Genomic DNA, 15352 nt, shown 5'->3' with positions numbered 1-15352 from the left:
AACGGTCCTTTTTAAAGGGCCGTTTTTATTTTGCGCTCAATTACCTACTAAAGCCATACTTTACCAACCCAACATTTACTAATGTCAACGCACTTATTACAATAAATGCGATGTACACAGAAAAGCTCAATGACAATATAAGTAAAAGAAAAGTCAAGTAAATAGGATAAGTGACTATCGCAAATGCAAATCTAAAAGTACCCATAAACTCATCTTCAGGAACTTTTGGTTTTAACCATGTTCTCCAAGAAAAAACAATTGGAAAATTTAACACAGCAAATAACCAATTGATGGTATTTAAATGTTGTTCACTAGATATTGAATTAGTGGATAATATTGCCTTTTCATGAGTATACGATTTAATTTTTTCATTAATTGAAGTAGGATTAAGAAAGTCTACGTTCTCTACAATCAATCGATTCAAAATCATGTCATACTGCTGCTCATTAGAGATATGAACGGTCAATTTCTTCAATCGTTCAGAAACTTTTCCCTTAATATCAAGACTTGTTTTGCTTAAGTCTTTTGAATCATAAAACCGTTTAGCTGATATTGGTGCGCCGTAATGTATTGCAACCTCATCAGGAAAATGAGCTGCATACTTGTAATTTAACCCTACCGGTATAAGTTGAACATCAAGCTCTGGGTACATCTCAAAAGTTCTTATTAAAATTCTGGTAAAACCTTTACTTAATGGACGAACCGATCGTTTAAGACTATGGTTTGCCTCTGGAAATAATAGCAAAGCATCTCCCCTACTTAGAATTTGTGCACATGAGTTAAATATAGCGTCGTTGTTGGCCAGTGTATTCCTACCATCACGCATTCTATAAATGGGCAGCATTTGAAAATAAGAAAACACTCGTTTTAAAAACTTACCTTTAAAAACATCTGAACGAGTTAGAAAGTAAGGTTTTCTATTACAATCTGTAGCTATCAACAATACATCGATCAAAGCACTTTGATGATTTGGCAGAAACATGACAGGTACGTCTTTTGGAATATTTTCAAGTCCTGTGATTTTTATCTTCCTGTGATAGCCATACAATCCGGCTTTCACCACTATCTTAACTAAAGAGTAGAAAATACCACTCATACTACGGTCTTTTTTGTAATCGTCTTTTTATTCCAAAAAGCAGCCAAAATTAAGCCTGACACAATATGCCATATACCCCAAAATACAGCAAGAAGTGCCATTCCCCCTAATCCGTCAAAAAAGGTAAAAATCAATAACAAACCTAATCCGGAATTCTGAATTCCAGTTTCAATGGTTATGGAGCGCAGACTATCTTCTGGTACATTAAACAATTTCCCAAGACTATATCCTGTAGCAAATGCTATTATGTTATGAAGTAATACAATCCAAAAAACATATAATACATAGTCCATAAAAGTGACACGGTTATTATACAATGCTATAACAACTAACGAGATGAAAAACACTAAGGAAACCACTTTTAGTTTCTTGGCAATTTTTAATGCCAATTTCGGCTTTTTATAATTTACGTACATACCTAATATTATAGGCAGACCCAATAATAAAAAGACCAGTTTGATCATCTCTAAGGGTGATATTGAAATATCTTGAATTAGACCAGCACTAGGCTCGTATAACATTGACCAAAAATGAAAATTTAAAGGAGTCATAAGCACCGCTAACATAGTAGCAATGGCGGTAAGACTTACGGACAGCGCAGTATTTGCTTTAGACAAGTAAGATATAAAGTTAGAAATATTACCACCTGGGCAAGCTGCTACCATGAACATGCCTAAGGCTAAACTTGGCAAAGGTTCTAAGAAAAGTACCAAAATAAATGTAAAAGCAGGTAGTAAAATAAACTGACTGATCAACCCCAACAATAATGCTTTGGGCTTTTGCCATACGGGCCTAAAATCCGTAACTGAAATCTCTAGAGCTACCCCAAACATGACCAAACTTAAAACAAGGTTAATAATCCAAAGTGAACCCGAATCAAAATTAATATGAATAGTATCTAAAATATTATCAGTCAAAAATTTAAGAAATTTTTAATCCGTTAGGCACTTTCATTTGTGGTTGAAGTAGTACCACTGAACTGTTTTCTACAGCTGCCAAGATAAGACATTCACTCATAAAATTGGCAATTTGTTTTTTAGGGAAATTGACGACAGCCGTTACTTGAAGTCCAATTAACTCTTCTTTTTTATACTTTTCCGTTAGTTGAGCAGATGTTTTTTTTATTCCAATTTCATCACCAAAATTAACATGCAACTTATATGACGGATTTCTAGCCTCTGGAAAATCTAGCACATCTATGATTGTACCCACTCTCATATCGATCTTACTAAAATCTTGCCAAGTAATCGTATCATTCATTAGCTCAATTTAAGCTTTTCTATCATATCTTTTGGTACATTGCCCGCATACATTCCATACGCATCTACCAATAGCCCCTTTTCACCTGTATTTGTTTCTATAACATATAAAATGGTATTATCATCTGGGTTGCTCATTCCTTCAAAACGATAAAACTTTACCACCTCTAATTCTGTTGCAATGTGTATGTTCTTTTTGCCTTTATTTTCTACACCGGCATCACACAAATTGTAATCCTCCGTGTACCCCTCTTCCTGTAACGCTTTTATTGCATGAGATAAAGAAATATATGAATTTTCCATTTTTACTATTTTTATAGGTTCATCTGTAGTATAAAGAAAAGACAGGCTTAATATATTCCTTAACTTAGTACCATAAATTATTAGTCGATATGGCAAGAACAGAAAGTAAAATGTTAGCATTGGGTACTGTTGCTCCAGAATTTAGTCTGTTGGACACTGTCAGTAAAAAAACGATGAACCTTCATTCCTTAAACGGTGACAAGGGTACAGTGATCATGTTTATCTGCAACCATTGCCCATTTGTAATTCATGTTAATCCGGAAATTACCAAGTTGGCTATGGAATATCAAAAGCAAGGAATTCACTTTATAGCCATTTCAAGTAACGATATAGAAAATTACCCTGAAGATTCTCCACAATATATGCGAATAAAGGCAAAAGCTGAAAACTACACTTTTCCATATTTATATGATGAAGACCAATCTGTTTCAAAAAAATACGATGCCGCCTGCACACCAGATTTTTATCTATTTGATGAAGATTTAAAATTAGTATATCGTGGCCAATTGGATGATTCCAGACCTGGAAATGGATTGCCATTGACAGGTAAAGATTTAAGAAATGCAATGGACAATCTTTTAAAAGGAAATCTAATTGACCCTGACCAAAAGCCTAGTATTGGCTGCAATATTAAATGGAAATCTAACAATTGACCTCATTGAAATCAACTTTTTAAAATGCAGTATAAAATTCAGTTTATACTACTGAAACCGGAACTTTACGACACCTATATTGAAATAGGCACCAAAGCTTATAATCAACATTATACACATCTTTGGCCTTATGGGGACACCAGTACCTATATAGAAAATAGTTTTACCAAAGAGGTTTTATTGCATGAAGAAAAGGACAAAAACACCTTGTTATATATCATAAAAACAGATACGAAATACATAGGTATATTAAAAATTACGTTACACAAAAAAATACAGGGCTATGACAAGACCGAAGCCCTATATCTTGACAAAATTTATATTTTAAATGAATTCTCCGGCAAAGGTATAGGAACCAAAAGCTTAGAATTTGTTGAAAAAATAGCCAGGGCAAATTCTAAAAAAGCAATATTTTTAGAAGCTATGCAGAAGGGTTCCGCACTACATTTTTACCAATCCAATTCATTTGGGATAGTAACTAGTACCCAAGTACCGTTCAGTAACGTTATTGAAAACGAAAAACCAATGTATTTATTAAAGAAAGATTTATAATTTGCCTACCAGGATTTTCGCTGGGCCAAAGTTTCAATATGTGCAAAATGATGATTGCTATGCCAAGCGTATTTGCCAATATTTTCCGCTACAGAAACATTGACATTCCCTTCCGGATGAATGTAACTTTTCTTTAAATCCTCAGGTGTTAGCCTTTTACACATATAGACCAATTTTGCATGCAAAGCCGTCAAATATGAAAGCGAAAGAGAAATCGGTGCCGTTTTAGCATCTATAAGCTCACTCCACAACTTTTCTTCATAGACCTTAATAAGAGGTCTATTTTCTGTCAATGCCCATTTAAATCTGGCATAACTATGGTGGTGACTATCCGCCATATGATGAATTACTTGCCTAACCGTCCAGCCACCCTCTCTATAAGGAGTATCCAGTTGCGTTTCAGAAAAATCATTTACCAAGATGGTCAATCTGTTAGGCAATGTTTCCAAATCTAAAATCCACTGATCAATATGCGCATTAGTTATATCCTCAGGACACTCAAAATGCCCTATTGGGTACTTTAATTTTTCTAAATCTTCCATAAACTAAAAGTAGAAAATTTTAATAGACTTTTAACCCTAAAACTTTAGGCTTCGCTAAATAATCTACTAATTTTATAGGATATAAAATAAAACACATTAAAAAATATAAATATGGCAACATTACGCTTAGGTGACAAAGCACCTAATTTTACGGCAGACAGTTCAATGGGAACTATTAACTTTTACGATTACTTAGGCGATAGTTGGGGAATTTTGTTTTCACACCCGGCAGATTTTACTCCAGTTTGTACTACAGAATTGGGTACGGCAGCTAAATTTAAAGATGAATTTGACAAGCGTAACGTAAAAATGATCGCATTAAGTGTTGATGGTGCCGCTTCTCACGCAGAATGGATCAAAGACATTAACGAAGTTCAAAACACGGTAGTAAATTTTCCTATCATTGCAGATGAGGATAAAAAAGTTTCTGACCTATATGATATGATCCACCCAAATGCAGACAATAACTTAACCGTTCGTTCTGTATTTATTATTGCACCAGATAAAACCGTAAAACTTACTTTGACCTACCCGGCATCTACAGGAAGAAACTTTTATGAGCTTTTAAGAGTAGTAGATTCCTTACAACTTACCGCAAATCATAAGGTTGCCACACCAGCAAATTGGGAGCATGGCAAGGATGTGGTGGTGAGTCCGGCAATATCTACCGAAGATGCAAAGGGCATTTTTTCAAAAGGAATTACGGAGGTAAAACCGTATTTAAGAATGACACCAGACCCTAGTGCATAACAATAAAAACAAGTTCATTCTCAATACTTTAGAAGATATTTGTTAACCATAAGATAACGTACAAGATTTTAAGTTTTTAAACAAAAAAAAACTATCTTCGCTCTTTAATTAATATTTAATTTTTCTATTATGAGTAAAGGAACAGTAAAATTCTTCAATGATTCTAAAGGTTACGGATTTATCACTGAAGATGGTTCAAACGAAGATCATTTTGTACACATTTCTGGCTTAATCGATGAAGTTCGTGAAGGTGATGTTGTAGAATTTGAACTACAACAAGGTAAAAAAGGATTAAACGCCGTTAATGTGAAAGTAATTGACTAGGTAAAGATTTAACTTTTTTATAGTTAAAAACCCGAACCATTGGTTCGGGTTTTTTTTGCCCATTTTATAAAAAAAATGTTGAACCTAAACGCAACCTTTTATATAAATACATATCTATTGATTAAACAAGAACGGTTCCCCGACCTAATACTATGTATTTATGACCACATTTTTGACCGTATTTTTAATTTTGATGGCAGTGAACGTAATTTTGCTTTTAGGAAGCTTCGTTACCCGAAAAAAATAAGCATCGAAAAAAACACCTATATCAGAAGAGATATAGGTGCTCTATTTTATATAAAGAAATTAGGTACTAACCTACTTTCATTAACTCTACATCAAAAATTAGTGTGGCATTTGGCGGTATTACCCCACCAGCACCAGCTGATCCGTAAGCCAAATCTGAAGGGATTACAAAACGTGCCTTATCACCTACTTGTAAGAGAGCAATACCTTCATCCCAACCTGGTATTACTTGACCTATGCCCAATTGAAAATCTATAGGAGAATTACGTTTGTAAGATGAATCAAAAACCTGTCCGTTCAAAAGAGACCCTTCATAATGTACAGAAACTTTTTCACCTTTAACAGCTTTGGCGCCATCACCTTTCTGAATCATTTTATAACGAAGACCAGATGGTGTAGAATCAAAACCGGCAGCTACTTTATCAAGTTCAGCTTCCTGCTTTGCTTTTTCTGCCGCCAACCTTGCCTCACCAGAAGCGTTGAAATCTTCAAAAGCTTTTAATGCATTCCACTGCTGTGCAGCATCACCGACCCTAACTATTTCTAATGAATCTATTACATCATCTTGTGCGATGGCATCAACTACTTCTTGGCCAGCTTCAACATGACCAAAAACGGTATGTTTGTTATCTAACCAAGGTGTAGGTACATGAGTTATAAAAAATTGACTACCGTTGGTACCGGGACCAGAATTTGCCATTGAAAGTACACCAGGTGCATCATGTTTTAATTCTGGGTGAAATTCATCATCAAATTTATAACCGGCGTCACCAGTTCCTCTACCTTGAGGACAACCACCTTGAATCATAAAATCTGGAATAACCCTATGAAATTTTAGACCATTGTAATAAGGTTCTCCTTTACCCTTGGCACTATTTTCCTTATCGCCCTCAGCAAGAGCTACAAAGTTACCTACCGTACCTGGCGTTTTATCGTGAGTTAATTTTACTAGTATTTCGCCTTTACTTGTATTGAACTTGGCGTAAATTCCGTCTTCCATTTTTATTTTTTTAGTATCCGGCAAAGGTAAATAAATTTAACCATTTGTACATTTCATCATCTTAAAAGCCCAATTAGAAAACTTGACCACTATCGTAATTATAAAAGATATTAAAATCCGTATTTATCTACCAAGTATATTAAACTGGCCATAGAAGCGGCACCTAACTGAAGCTCTCTTTTGTTAACATGTTCAAACGTATCGTTCTCTGCATGATGATGATCAAAATAACGTTGAGAATCTGGTCTTAAACCTGCCAAAACCAACCCATCTTTTTTCAACGGACCAATATCGGCTCCACTGAACCCTTTTTCAAAATAATGCACTAAATATGGTTTAAACAGACTTTTCCAGGTCAATACCTTTTCAAAATCTTCATCAGAACTTTCAAATGAAAACCCACGAGGAGAAAAGCCGCCAGAATCACTTTCTAAAGCAAAAATGTGCTTTTCATTTTTGGTGCTTGCTATTTCAGCATATTTTTTACCGCCTCTTAAACCATTTTCCTCATTCATAAAAAGGACCACCCTAACCGTACGATTTGGCTTGTAACCGGTTTTCTTAAAAAGATTTAAAACCTCCATACTTTGAACACAACCTGCGCCGTCATCGTGGGAACCATCGCCTAGATCCCAAGAATCTAAATGGCCGCCAACAACGATAATTTCTTCCGGATGTGTTGCTCCCGTAATTTCACCGATAACATTATATGATTCCACATCATTGAATTGCTTACAATTCTGTTTAAAATAAAAATTGATCGCAGGATTTAATTTTAACGAAGTACTCAATAATTCTGCGGCATTGGTACTGATTGCCGCCGCAGGAATTCTTTCTGATAATGGTTGCTCCCCATAATTCATTGACCCGGTATGTGGATAATCGTCCAAACGAAGATTCATGGATCGCACAATAACACCAACCGCCCCATATGCTGAAGCCTCCAATGCGCCTGCATAACGTTGGTCTACACAATTAGAATAAGCCGTAAAGGTGCTAATTTGTGTAGCATCCATCGGTTTATTATAGAAAACTATTTTACCCTGGATCTTATCTTTCCCAATATCCGCCAGCTGCTCAATACCTTGCACCTCAATTATATTTGCCTTTACACCATTAGACGGAGTTGCTACAGAACCACCTATAGCACATATAGGCACATTAGTAGTAGTTCCGGGCGAAGTCTCAAAATAGGCAAACTCTGGCGTACCCCTTACCCATTTAGGTACCATAACCGGTTGAAGCCAAACATTGTCCAGGCCCAAAGAATCTAATTGCGCCTTTGTATAGTCTACAGCTTGTTGAGCCTGTATAGATCCAGAAAGTCGCCCTCCTATTTGATTAGATAGATAATTTAACCAATTGTAACCGTCCCCTTCTGTAAGAGCGGTATTATAAAGCTTCTTTATTTGATCTTGATCCGTATTCTGCGAAAGCCCCACATATGTGAAAGCGATAACAAAAAATAAAACAAGCTTACTTTTCACTTTGTAATTGTTCTTCATAGCTGTCTAAATTAGCCATTATTTTTTCGCTCAACATAGGCTCCTTAATATCTTTGTATTTTTTTAACGATTCCAGTAGAATGGATGCCACTATAATGCGCGTTGCTTTTTTGTTATCCGCAGGTATCGCAAACCATGGTGCATGATCATGCGTAGTTCTAGATATTGCTTCTTCATAACAATCTTGATATTTGTCCCATAACTTACGTTCTTTTAAATCTCCTGGTGAAAATTTCCAATGTTTTTCTTTAATAGCTAGTCGTCTTAATAACCTTTGCCTTTGTTCCTCTTTAGACAAGTTTAAAAAGAACTTAAAGATTAAAGTACCGTTCTCGGCAAGGTGCTTTTCAAAATCATTGATCTGTTCAAATCTTTTGTCCCAAAATTTTTGATCAATATCATCAACTGTATGTATACCCGGTATATGTTCATTTAGAATATACTCTGGGTGTACTCTTGTCACCAAAACATTTTCATAATGCGTTCTATTGAAAACCCCAAATTTTCCTTTGGCGGGCAGCACTAAATAGTGTCGCCACAAGTAATTATGACTAAGCTCTAATTCTGTAGGAACTTTAAAACTATGCACCTCAACACCGCTAACATTGAAATCTTTAAATACCTCACGTATTAAACTATCTTTGCCTGCAGTATCCATTCCTTGTAAGCAGACCAAAATGCTATATTTTCCGTGGGCGTAAATAGTGTCTTGAAATTCACCTAGGTCCCTTCTAATTTTCGATAACTCTTTTTTGAGCTCTTTCTCAGATTTACCAAAATCTTCAAAAGTCTCATAATCAGCTATTTTAAAATTTTTATTGGTTCTATAATTGTCTATTTTTATTTTATCCACACTGAAATATAAAATTTAATATTAATGTTTACTAATTGGGGTGTAAAATATAAGTAATACATTTCTCACAAATTCCTTTTATCGTGATTGATGTGTATTGTATCGAAAATAATATTATCGACAAGGTAAAGCATCTAAATTTACCCGTGTAAGGTCCCAAATCTTACACCTAAATAACCTACTTATGAAGAAAAATTTCTTTTTTTTCTGTGCCATCGCACTACTGTCCCTATCCTCTTTCGGTAAAAATGTTGAGTGTGAATATGCCAATTCTAATATGGGTTATGCCAAGTCTCAGATAGATGCCGCATTACTTACCCAAGATATAAACCAAGCACGTTTTTACGCCTACAGAGCATTAGGAGCCCTAGAAAAGTCTAAGAACCAATTAAATATTTGTGGTTGTAAATTGGCAAAGGAAAGTATGTTAGAAAATATGGAAGTATTGTCACTTGCCACTAAATCTACAACTTTGGAAGGTACTTTAAGCTATTTGAACAAATCTATAGAATTAACCAACAACACCATATTGGTATTAGAGTCTCACGAAACTCATGAAAGTGCATACGATAACGAATCACTCTCTATTAATACGAATGCTTCTGCCAATAATTCTTCATCAAAAAAAATAACAAAGAAAAAAGACCTATTTAAAACTATAGACACTTCCTTGGAAAAGTATCGTATTTCATTGAACAAGGTTGTTGAAAGTGTTAATTGTAAGGACGCAACAGCTTTTGCTACCCGAATTTTTGATGAATGCGAAGCGCAATTATTAAAACCCAATATCTCTGAAGGTAGTAAATACTATAACCTACGTACCAAAGAGATTACCCAAGAAGCATTAAATAAAATTGGCAATTGCAACAACAAAAAGTAATTACAACACTTATTTACTGGCAAACAATTTTACATCATCTTCTGAAACTTCTTGACCTCCAAGAATAATAAGTCTTTCAACAACATTTCTTAGTTCACGAATATTCCCCGTCCAATCATATGCCTTTAACAGCTTAATGGCTTTATCTGAAAACGTTTTACCGGCCATACCTTGTTCCGCTGCAATCTTTTTAGAAAAATGTTCTATTAACAAAGGTATATCATCTCTTCTATCGTTCAAGCTAGGAACTTGAATAAGTATAACCGCAAGTCTGTGGTATAAATCTTCCCTAAAGTTACCTTTTTCAATTTCCTTCTTTAAATCTTTATTGGTAGCGGCAAGCACACGAACGTCAACTTTTATATCCTTATCCGTACCTACACGCGATATTTTGCTTTCTTGTAGCGCTCTTAATACTTTTGCCTGTGCAGAAAGGCTCATATCACCTATTTCATCTAGGAATATGGTACCTTTATTGGCAGCCTCAAACTTTCCTGCCCTATCTTTGACAGCAGATGTAAAAGCACCTTTTACATGACCGAACAGTTCACTTTCAATTAATTCTGACGGTATTGCGGCACAGTTGACCTCTATAAAAGCACCGGAACTTCTTGCACTTTTTTCATGCAACCAATGTGCAACTAATTCTTTACCCGTACCGTTAGAACCGGTTATTAAAACACGGGCATCAGTAGGCGCAACCTTTTCGATCATTTCCTTGATCGTACCAATTTCGCTACTCTCACCGATCATCTCGTAATTCTTACTAACTTTTTTCTTTAAGTTTTTATTCTCTACTACCAGAACCTTTCTATCTAAAGCATTTCTTACCGTAGTAAGCAACCTATTTAAATCTGGCGGTTTGGAAATATAATCAAATGCCCCTAAGCGCATAGTATTTACCGCAGTATCTAAATCTCCGTGTCCGGAAATCATGATAAACGGAATTTCCGGTTTAATTTTTCTAGCAGCCTCAAGAACCTCTACCCCATCCATTTTTGGCATTTTTATATCACATAATACCAAGTCATAATCATTGTTCTTTATAATTTCAATCCCTTTCAATCCATCTTCTGCTTCATCTACGGAGTAGGTATCATTTTCTTCGGATAGAATTTTTACCAATACCCTTCTAATTGCCGCCTCATCTTCTATTACTAATATCTTTGACATAACTGCTTTTTAAATTCCTATTCTTATTCCTGTTCTAAAATATAGACCAGATGCATCGTTCAACGTAAATATATCATCTCTTTGTGCATTACGTAACGCACTATTTTGATAAATGGAACGACCACCTATTAAATAAACGGACATATCCTTAGTTATTTTATACTGATAACCTAAAGTCAATAATAATGCCGTAGAAGAAACATCGGTAGATAAATTATTACCTGGTAATAAAATATCGTTCTGAATATTGACATAATACCCATCCAAGAAAATTTCCGTTTGAAAGAAATGACCCTTTTTGGTAAAATATTTCATACCTGATTTTGGTGCGCCCAAGGTATATGCCCAGTTGGGATGAAATCTTTTCTCATAATATACAAAAGGCAAAGGAACATCTATGGGCGATGTACCATTATATGAAATACCCAAAACCAATATAAAAGGCTTATCTACATCTTTGACATTCTTATAGGCACCCAAGGTATAGTTCATATTAAAATCGTCATTCTCCAATTCTCGTACAAAGTTGGTAGACCATCTAGGGGTAACGACACCTATTAGCCTCCAATTTTCCGTCAATTTGTACATATATGCCAAATTCACATCCAACACATGAAACTTGCTCAAATCACCTGAATTAGGGAAAAGATCATCAGGAACTTCAAAATTATATCGATTGTACTCTGCACCAAGAACCAGAAAATCTTTTTTATCACGAACTGCAACGGGAACATTTAATACCAGTTTAATACGTGATGTTTCAACATCTCCACTATTTTCTGGCATTAACATATATTCCAGTCTAAATACATCCGGTGTTTGCCCTGTAGTTTTGGACAAAGTGAAGAAAATAAAGCATAAAAACAGAACAAGTAACCTATGCTTTTTCATCACCCTCTACATTTGAGACGTTGTTTTTTTGAATTGCACCCTGTTGAAACAAATGTACATCTCTTTGAGGGAAAGGGATAGAAATTTTATGCTTTCTAAATTCAGCATCTATTCTATATCTTATAGCACTTTTAACACGAGGATCGGTAAAACTATCTGTAATGTAAAAATTGACGGCAAAAATGAGTGCCGAATCACCAAAGTCTTCAAAAATCACAAAAGGTTTAGGGCTCTTTAAAATAGTTCGTTGTAATTTTACCACATCTAAAAGAATGTTCGTTACCAATTCAACATCACTACCATATGCAACGCCCACACGCACCAATTCCCTAGTAGTCTTATGGTTTTGGGTATAGTTGTAAACTATATCACTAATAAACTTATGATTTGGTATTATAATTACCTTATCATCTCTTGTAATGGCTCTTGTGGTACGTAATTTAATTTCAAACACCTTACCTACCTTATTATCTATTTCAATAATATCACCAACTCTTAAAGATTTATCCACTATAATGAATATACCCCCAATGATATCTTGGAAAATTTCTTGTAAGGCCAAACCAAGCCCTACAAAAAGGGCTGCGGATGCCGTTATTAAAATTGTAATATCAATACCGGCGGCACTCATGGTAAAGAGAATGACTACAACATAAACCAGATACTTTATAAATTTGAAAATGCTGATAAACTTAAGTTTATCATCGACCTCCATTTTTCTAGTAAAGAATCTACGGATAGCCTGTAAAACAGTACTGGTAAGTAAAAATGCCACTGTTAATAACAATAGCAATCCTATGGTTATGTTAATAGATTTGTCACCTTCCCCAAAATGATAACCTAGGTCTAAAAACTTTTTTATAGTACCCCAAATATCATCTTCAATTATCTCTTTTATCGTTTCTGTGCCTTCTTGAATCATGACGAATATTTAAGCCACTTATACAGTTCTTTATAACTTGGTTTTTTACCGTACATTAAAATGCCTACTCTATAAATTTTTGCGGCTACCCATACTATACCAATAAAAGTACCTATTAATATTAGAATTGACGCAATCAATTGCCAAACCGGCACACCACCTTCACCTATGCCCCAAGGTAAACGCATTAACATAACTATAGGAGACGTCAACGGAAAAAGTGAGAACCCAACAGCTATTGGTCCGTTAGGGTTACTAAATACTGAAAAGAACCCAACATAGATAGCCAACATCAAAGGTAATATTACAGGAAATATAAACTGTTGGGTATCTGTCTCATTATCAACTGCCGCACCAATAGCCGCGTAAATAGAACTATAAATTAAATACCCTAACATGAAATACACAATAAAAAAGAAAAGCATTGCAAAAATGGGCAACTCAAAAATTTCTTGGGTATATAATTGAATGTTTTGGGTAAGCGCATCTACATCTACATTCGTAGTATTGCCCATACCCGGCGCCATGCCACTACCCTTAGTAAGACTTGCCGGGTCTATATCAAAAATAGCCAGACCTATAAATAACAAAATTGCTCCAGAGATAATCCAAATTCCAAATTGCGTAATACCCGCCAATGAAGTACCTATAATCTTGCCCATCATCAAATGAAAAGGTTTTACGGATGAGATAATGACTTCAATAATTCGGCTTGTCTTCTCTTCTATGACGCTGCGCATTACAAAACCGCCATATATAATGATGAACATCATTATCAGATAACCGAATGCGCCCCCAATAATAGCCTTAATTTCGTTAATCCCTTTAACGTTCTGGAGGCCATCGAAAGTTTCAATATTAATAGTATAATCGCGGTCCATTTCCGCATACTCCTTAGGCGATACCCCAAGTTCACGTAACCGCTCTTGACGCAGTCTACCGGTGATTGATTTTTCCAACTTATTTAGGACCGTGGCACTTGGCGCATCTTTACTATAAAAAAAGGCACGTTGGGCAACTTGTTCAAGGTTAGGTTCGTCTGGCAAGTATATAAGACCATAAAAGCCCAACCCCATAGTAGAGTCCTTTGCCTGTGCCAGCGTTATATCTTGAAAATTAATATACGAGGTTGCTTCTGTGGTTACAAACTCATTTGCAAAATAGCCACTTTCGTTCAAAACCCCTATTACCTTCTTTTCATTATCGTTTAATTGGGTCAAATAAGCAATCAACAATACCATACCCACCATTAAAATAGGACTCAAAAAAGTCATAACCACAAAAGACTTGTTTCTTACCTTGGCTATGTATTCTCTTTTAATTATTAACGGTAACTTATTCATTATCGATATTTTTATTTTGGATGGTTCTAATAAATATATCGTTGGCAGACGGTATAGTTTCAACGAAGCCATTTACGTTTGCCCTAGAACCCAAAAAGGATAAAATTTCACCAGATTCATTAGAAGGCAGTTGTACACTAAGGTTTAGCTGATTTTCAATACTATCGTAATCTTGTGAAATAATATGAAATTTATCTCCCATTTCATGTATTAGCCCTTGTTGATTATCGGTTTCTAAACCAATTTCAAAAATATTATTCTTGTAGGCTCTCTTAATATCCGATAATTTGCCGTCCAATATCTTCTCAGATTTATGAATCAATGCAATATATTCGCACAATTCTTCAACAGACTCCATTCTATGTGTAGAAAAAATAATAGAAGTTCCATTTTCCTTTAAACTTAAAATCTGCTCCTTTATGATATTGGCATTTATTGGATCAAAACCACTAAACGGTTCATCAAAAATAAGCAACTTAGGCTCGTGAAGTACAGTGACCACAAATTGTATTTTTTGTGCCATGCCCTTAGAAAGCTCTTGTATTTTCTTGTTCCACCAATCACCGATCTCCAATCTTTCGAACCAATATTTCAATCTCTTTCTTGCCTCTGCCTTGGACAGGCCTTTTAACTGTGCAAGATAAAGAGCTTGCTCACCTACCTTCATGCTTTTGTACAGACCACGTTCTTCTGGCAAGTAACCTATCTGCGCTATATGCTCTGATTTAAGCAGCTCACCGTCAAAATAGACAGCTCCCTGATCGGGAAAAGTAATTTGATTTATGATACGTATCAATGTGGTTTTACCTGCCCCGTTAGGACCTAGCAATCCATAAATACTATTCTTAGGTATTTCAAGGGAAACGTTCTTCAACGCTGTATGGCTTCCAAACTGTTTGGTGACATCACTAGCTACCAAAATGTGACTCATGTACTCAATTTCTACAAAGATATTGAAATGTTTCGACTAGCTACACTCTTTATGATTCCTTTATAGAACAGGACTTTAAAAGCGCTATTCCATCAATCAAAAAAGTTATAAAAAGCAAAACCCACCCTT

General features: G+C 35.3%; 18 protein-coding genes. 5 read left to right on the top strand and 13 right to left on the bottom strand.

The window, feature by feature from the left end:
* Nucleotides 1-40 precede the first annotated feature (40 nt).
* From QZ657_RS03600 to QZ657_RS03585, 4 genes are read right to left on the bottom strand one after another with little or no spacing between them, the layout of a single operon-like run.
* Nucleotides 41-1096, bottom strand: coding sequence for a lysophospholipid acyltransferase family protein (locus QZ657_RS03600; RefSeq protein ID WP_291965025.1), 1056 nt, complete (start codon nucleotides 1094-1096; stop codon nucleotides 41-43).
* Nucleotides 1093-2013 (bottom strand): bile acid:sodium symporter family protein, encoded by a 921-nt coding sequence (locus QZ657_RS03595; protein WP_291965023.1) that lies wholly within the window; start codon nucleotides 2011-2013, stop codon nucleotides 1093-1095. The genes QZ657_RS03600 and QZ657_RS03595 overlap by 4 nt, the downstream gene beginning before the upstream one ends.
* A gap of 4 nt (nucleotides 2014-2017) precedes the next feature.
* The gene (locus QZ657_RS03590; RefSeq protein WP_291965021.1) at nucleotides 2018-2356 is read right to left on the bottom strand and encodes a tRNA-binding protein; all 339 of its coding nucleotides are present in this window, start codon (nucleotides 2354-2356) and stop codon (nucleotides 2018-2020) included.
* Entirely contained in the window at nucleotides 2356-2658 is a 303-nt protein-coding gene (locus tag QZ657_RS03585) for a phosphoribosylpyrophosphate synthetase (RefSeq protein ID WP_276471917.1), read from the bottom strand. The genes QZ657_RS03590 and QZ657_RS03585 overlap by 1 nt, the downstream gene beginning before the upstream one ends.
* Nucleotides 2659-2747: 89 nt before the next feature.
* Here QZ657_RS03585 and QZ657_RS03580 point away from each other — a divergent pair, with 89 nt between their 5' ends.
* Both QZ657_RS03580 and QZ657_RS03575 read left to right on the top strand, forming a co-directional pair.
* The gene (locus QZ657_RS03580) at nucleotides 2748-3311 is read left to right on the top strand and encodes a thioredoxin family protein (RefSeq protein WP_291965019.1); all 564 of its coding nucleotides are present in this window, start codon (nucleotides 2748-2750) and stop codon (nucleotides 3309-3311) included.
* 24 nt (nucleotides 3312-3335) lie between these two features.
* Complete coding sequence (locus QZ657_RS03575; RefSeq protein WP_291961488.1) at nucleotides 3336-3863, top strand: GNAT family N-acetyltransferase; 528 nt, start codon at nucleotides 3336-3338, stop codon at nucleotides 3861-3863.
* A 5-nt stretch (nucleotides 3864-3868) separates the two neighbouring features.
* Here QZ657_RS03575 and QZ657_RS03570 read toward each other — a convergent pair whose 3' ends face one another.
* On the bottom strand, nucleotides 3869-4405 hold the full coding sequence (locus QZ657_RS03570) for a YfiT family bacillithiol transferase (RefSeq protein WP_291965018.1): 537 nt from the start codon (nucleotides 4403-4405) through the stop codon (nucleotides 3869-3871).
* 111 nt (nucleotides 4406-4516) lie between these two features.
* On the opposite strand from QZ657_RS03570, the gene QZ657_RS03565 reads away from it, so the two are divergent.
* A complete protein-coding gene (locus QZ657_RS03565) occupies nucleotides 4517-5155 on the top strand; it encodes a peroxiredoxin (RefSeq protein ID WP_276471913.1) in 639 nt (212 codons plus the stop codon).
* 129 nt (nucleotides 5156-5284) lie between these two features.
* Nucleotides 5285-5479: a cold-shock protein gene (locus tag QZ657_RS03560; RefSeq protein ID WP_027064347.1), complete on the top strand. Its 195-nt coding sequence runs from the start codon at nucleotides 5285-5287 to the stop codon at nucleotides 5477-5479.
* Nucleotides 5480-5792: 313 nt separating this feature from the next.
* Here the strand turns inward: QZ657_RS03560 and QZ657_RS03555 are convergent, their stop codons facing one another.
* The 3 genes from QZ657_RS03555 to QZ657_RS03545 all read right to left on the bottom strand — a co-directional run bounded on the left by QZ657_RS03555 (nucleotide 5793) and on the right by QZ657_RS03545 (nucleotide 9074).
* A complete protein-coding gene (locus QZ657_RS03555; RefSeq protein WP_291961493.1) occupies nucleotides 5793-6725 on the bottom strand; it encodes a peptidylprolyl isomerase in 933 nt (310 codons plus the stop codon).
* Between the two features lie 110 nt (nucleotides 6726-6835).
* Nucleotides 6836-8230: a M20/M25/M40 family metallo-hydrolase gene (locus QZ657_RS03550; protein WP_291965016.1), complete on the bottom strand. Its 1395-nt coding sequence runs from the start codon at nucleotides 8228-8230 to the stop codon at nucleotides 6836-6838.
* Entirely contained in the window at nucleotides 8202-9074 is an 873-nt protein-coding gene (locus QZ657_RS03545; protein ID WP_412759671.1) for a PPK2 family polyphosphate kinase, read from the bottom strand. Before QZ657_RS03545 ends, QZ657_RS03550 begins: the two co-directional genes overlap by 29 nt.
* A 193-nt stretch (nucleotides 9075-9267) precedes the next feature.
* Here QZ657_RS03545 and QZ657_RS03540 point away from each other — a divergent pair, with 193 nt between their 5' ends.
* Nucleotides 9268-9963 (top strand): hypothetical protein, encoded by a 696-nt coding sequence (locus QZ657_RS03540; RefSeq protein WP_291961497.1) that lies wholly within the window; start codon nucleotides 9268-9270, stop codon nucleotides 9961-9963.
* 9 nt (nucleotides 9964-9972) lie between these two features.
* Here QZ657_RS03540 and QZ657_RS03535 read toward each other — a convergent pair whose 3' ends face one another.
* From QZ657_RS03535 to QZ657_RS03515, 5 genes are read right to left on the bottom strand one after another with little or no spacing between them, the layout of a single operon-like run.
* Complete coding sequence (locus QZ657_RS03535; RefSeq protein WP_276471908.1) at nucleotides 9973-11136, bottom strand: sigma-54-dependent transcriptional regulator; 1164 nt, start codon at nucleotides 11134-11136, stop codon at nucleotides 9973-9975.
* Between the two features lie 9 nt (nucleotides 11137-11145).
* A complete protein-coding gene (locus tag QZ657_RS03530; RefSeq protein WP_291965014.1) occupies nucleotides 11146-12027 on the bottom strand; it encodes a DUF6268 family outer membrane beta-barrel protein in 882 nt (293 codons plus the stop codon).
* Complete coding sequence (locus QZ657_RS03525; protein ID WP_291965012.1) at nucleotides 12014-12949, bottom strand: mechanosensitive ion channel family protein; 936 nt, start codon at nucleotides 12947-12949, stop codon at nucleotides 12014-12016. The genes QZ657_RS03530 and QZ657_RS03525 overlap by 14 nt, the downstream gene beginning before the upstream one ends.
* Complete coding sequence (locus tag QZ657_RS03520; protein ID WP_291965010.1) at nucleotides 12946-14292, bottom strand: ABC transporter permease; 1347 nt, start codon at nucleotides 14290-14292, stop codon at nucleotides 12946-12948. The genes QZ657_RS03525 and QZ657_RS03520 overlap by 4 nt, the downstream gene beginning before the upstream one ends.
* Nucleotides 14285-15223, bottom strand: coding sequence for an ABC transporter ATP-binding protein (locus QZ657_RS03515; RefSeq protein ID WP_291965008.1), 939 nt, complete (start codon nucleotides 15221-15223; stop codon nucleotides 14285-14287). The genes QZ657_RS03520 and QZ657_RS03515 overlap by 8 nt, the downstream gene beginning before the upstream one ends.
* Nucleotides 15224-15352 lie beyond the last annotated feature (129 nt).

Origin of the sequence: Maribacter sp. (genome assembly GCA_020629415.1) — a bacterium.
GTDB classification, from domain to species: domain Bacteria; phylum Bacteroidota; class Bacteroidia; order Flavobacteriales; family Flavobacteriaceae; genus Maribacter; species Maribacter huludaoensis.
The sequence above is the reverse complement of the archived record's forward strand: the minus strand, read 5'-3'. Positions and strand labels throughout refer to the sequence as shown.

Coding starts and splice junctions, on each gene's coding strand:
- QZ657_RS03530 (WP_291965014.1), bottom strand. CDS start 12,027: ATGAAAAAGCATAGGTTACTTGTTCTGTTTTTATGCTTTATTTTCTTC.
- QZ657_RS03585 (WP_276471917.1), bottom strand. CDS start 2,658: ATGGAAAATTCATATATTTCTTTATCTCATGCAATAAAAGCGTTACAG.
- QZ657_RS03540 (WP_291961497.1), top strand. CDS start 9,268: ATGAAGAAAAATTTCTTTTTTTTCTGTGCCATCGCACTACTGTCCCTA.
- QZ657_RS03550 (WP_291965016.1), bottom strand. CDS start 8,230: ATGAAGAACAATTACAAAGTGAAAAGTAAGCTTGTTTTATTTTTTGTT.
- QZ657_RS03575 (WP_291961488.1), top strand. CDS start 3,336: ATGCAGTATAAAATTCAGTTTATACTACTGAAACCGGAACTTTACGAC.
- QZ657_RS03565 (WP_276471913.1), top strand. CDS start 4,517: ATGGCAACATTACGCTTAGGTGACAAAGCACCTAATTTTACGGCAGAC.
- QZ657_RS03555 (WP_291961493.1), bottom strand. CDS start 6,725: ATGGAAGACGGAATTTACGCCAAGTTCAATACAAGTAAAGGCGAAATA.
- QZ657_RS03570 (WP_291965018.1), bottom strand. CDS start 4,405: ATGGAAGATTTAGAAAAATTAAAGTACCCAATAGGGCATTTTGAGTGT.
- QZ657_RS03515 (WP_291965008.1), bottom strand. CDS start 15,223: ATGAGTCACATTTTGGTAGCTAGTGATGTCACCAAACAGTTTGGAAGC.
- QZ657_RS03560 (WP_027064347.1), top strand. CDS start 5,285: ATGAGTAAAGGAACAGTAAAATTCTTCAATGATTCTAAAGGTTACGGA.
- QZ657_RS03580 (WP_291965019.1), top strand. CDS start 2,748: ATGGCAAGAACAGAAAGTAAAATGTTAGCATTGGGTACTGTTGCTCCA.
- QZ657_RS03590 (WP_291965021.1), bottom strand. CDS start 2,356: ATGAATGATACGATTACTTGGCAAGATTTTAGTAAGATCGATATGAGA.
- QZ657_RS03535 (WP_276471908.1), bottom strand. CDS start 11,136: ATGTCAAAGATATTAGTAATAGAAGATGAGGCGGCAATTAGAAGGGTA.
- QZ657_RS03525 (WP_291965012.1), bottom strand. CDS start 12,949: ATGATTCAAGAAGGCACAGAAACGATAAAAGAGATAATTGAAGATGAT.
- QZ657_RS03520 (WP_291965010.1), bottom strand. CDS start 14,292: ATGAATAAGTTACCGTTAATAATTAAAAGAGAATACATAGCCAAGGTA.
- QZ657_RS03600 (WP_291965025.1), bottom strand. CDS start 1,096: ATGAGTGGTATTTTCTACTCTTTAGTTAAGATAGTGGTGAAAGCCGGA.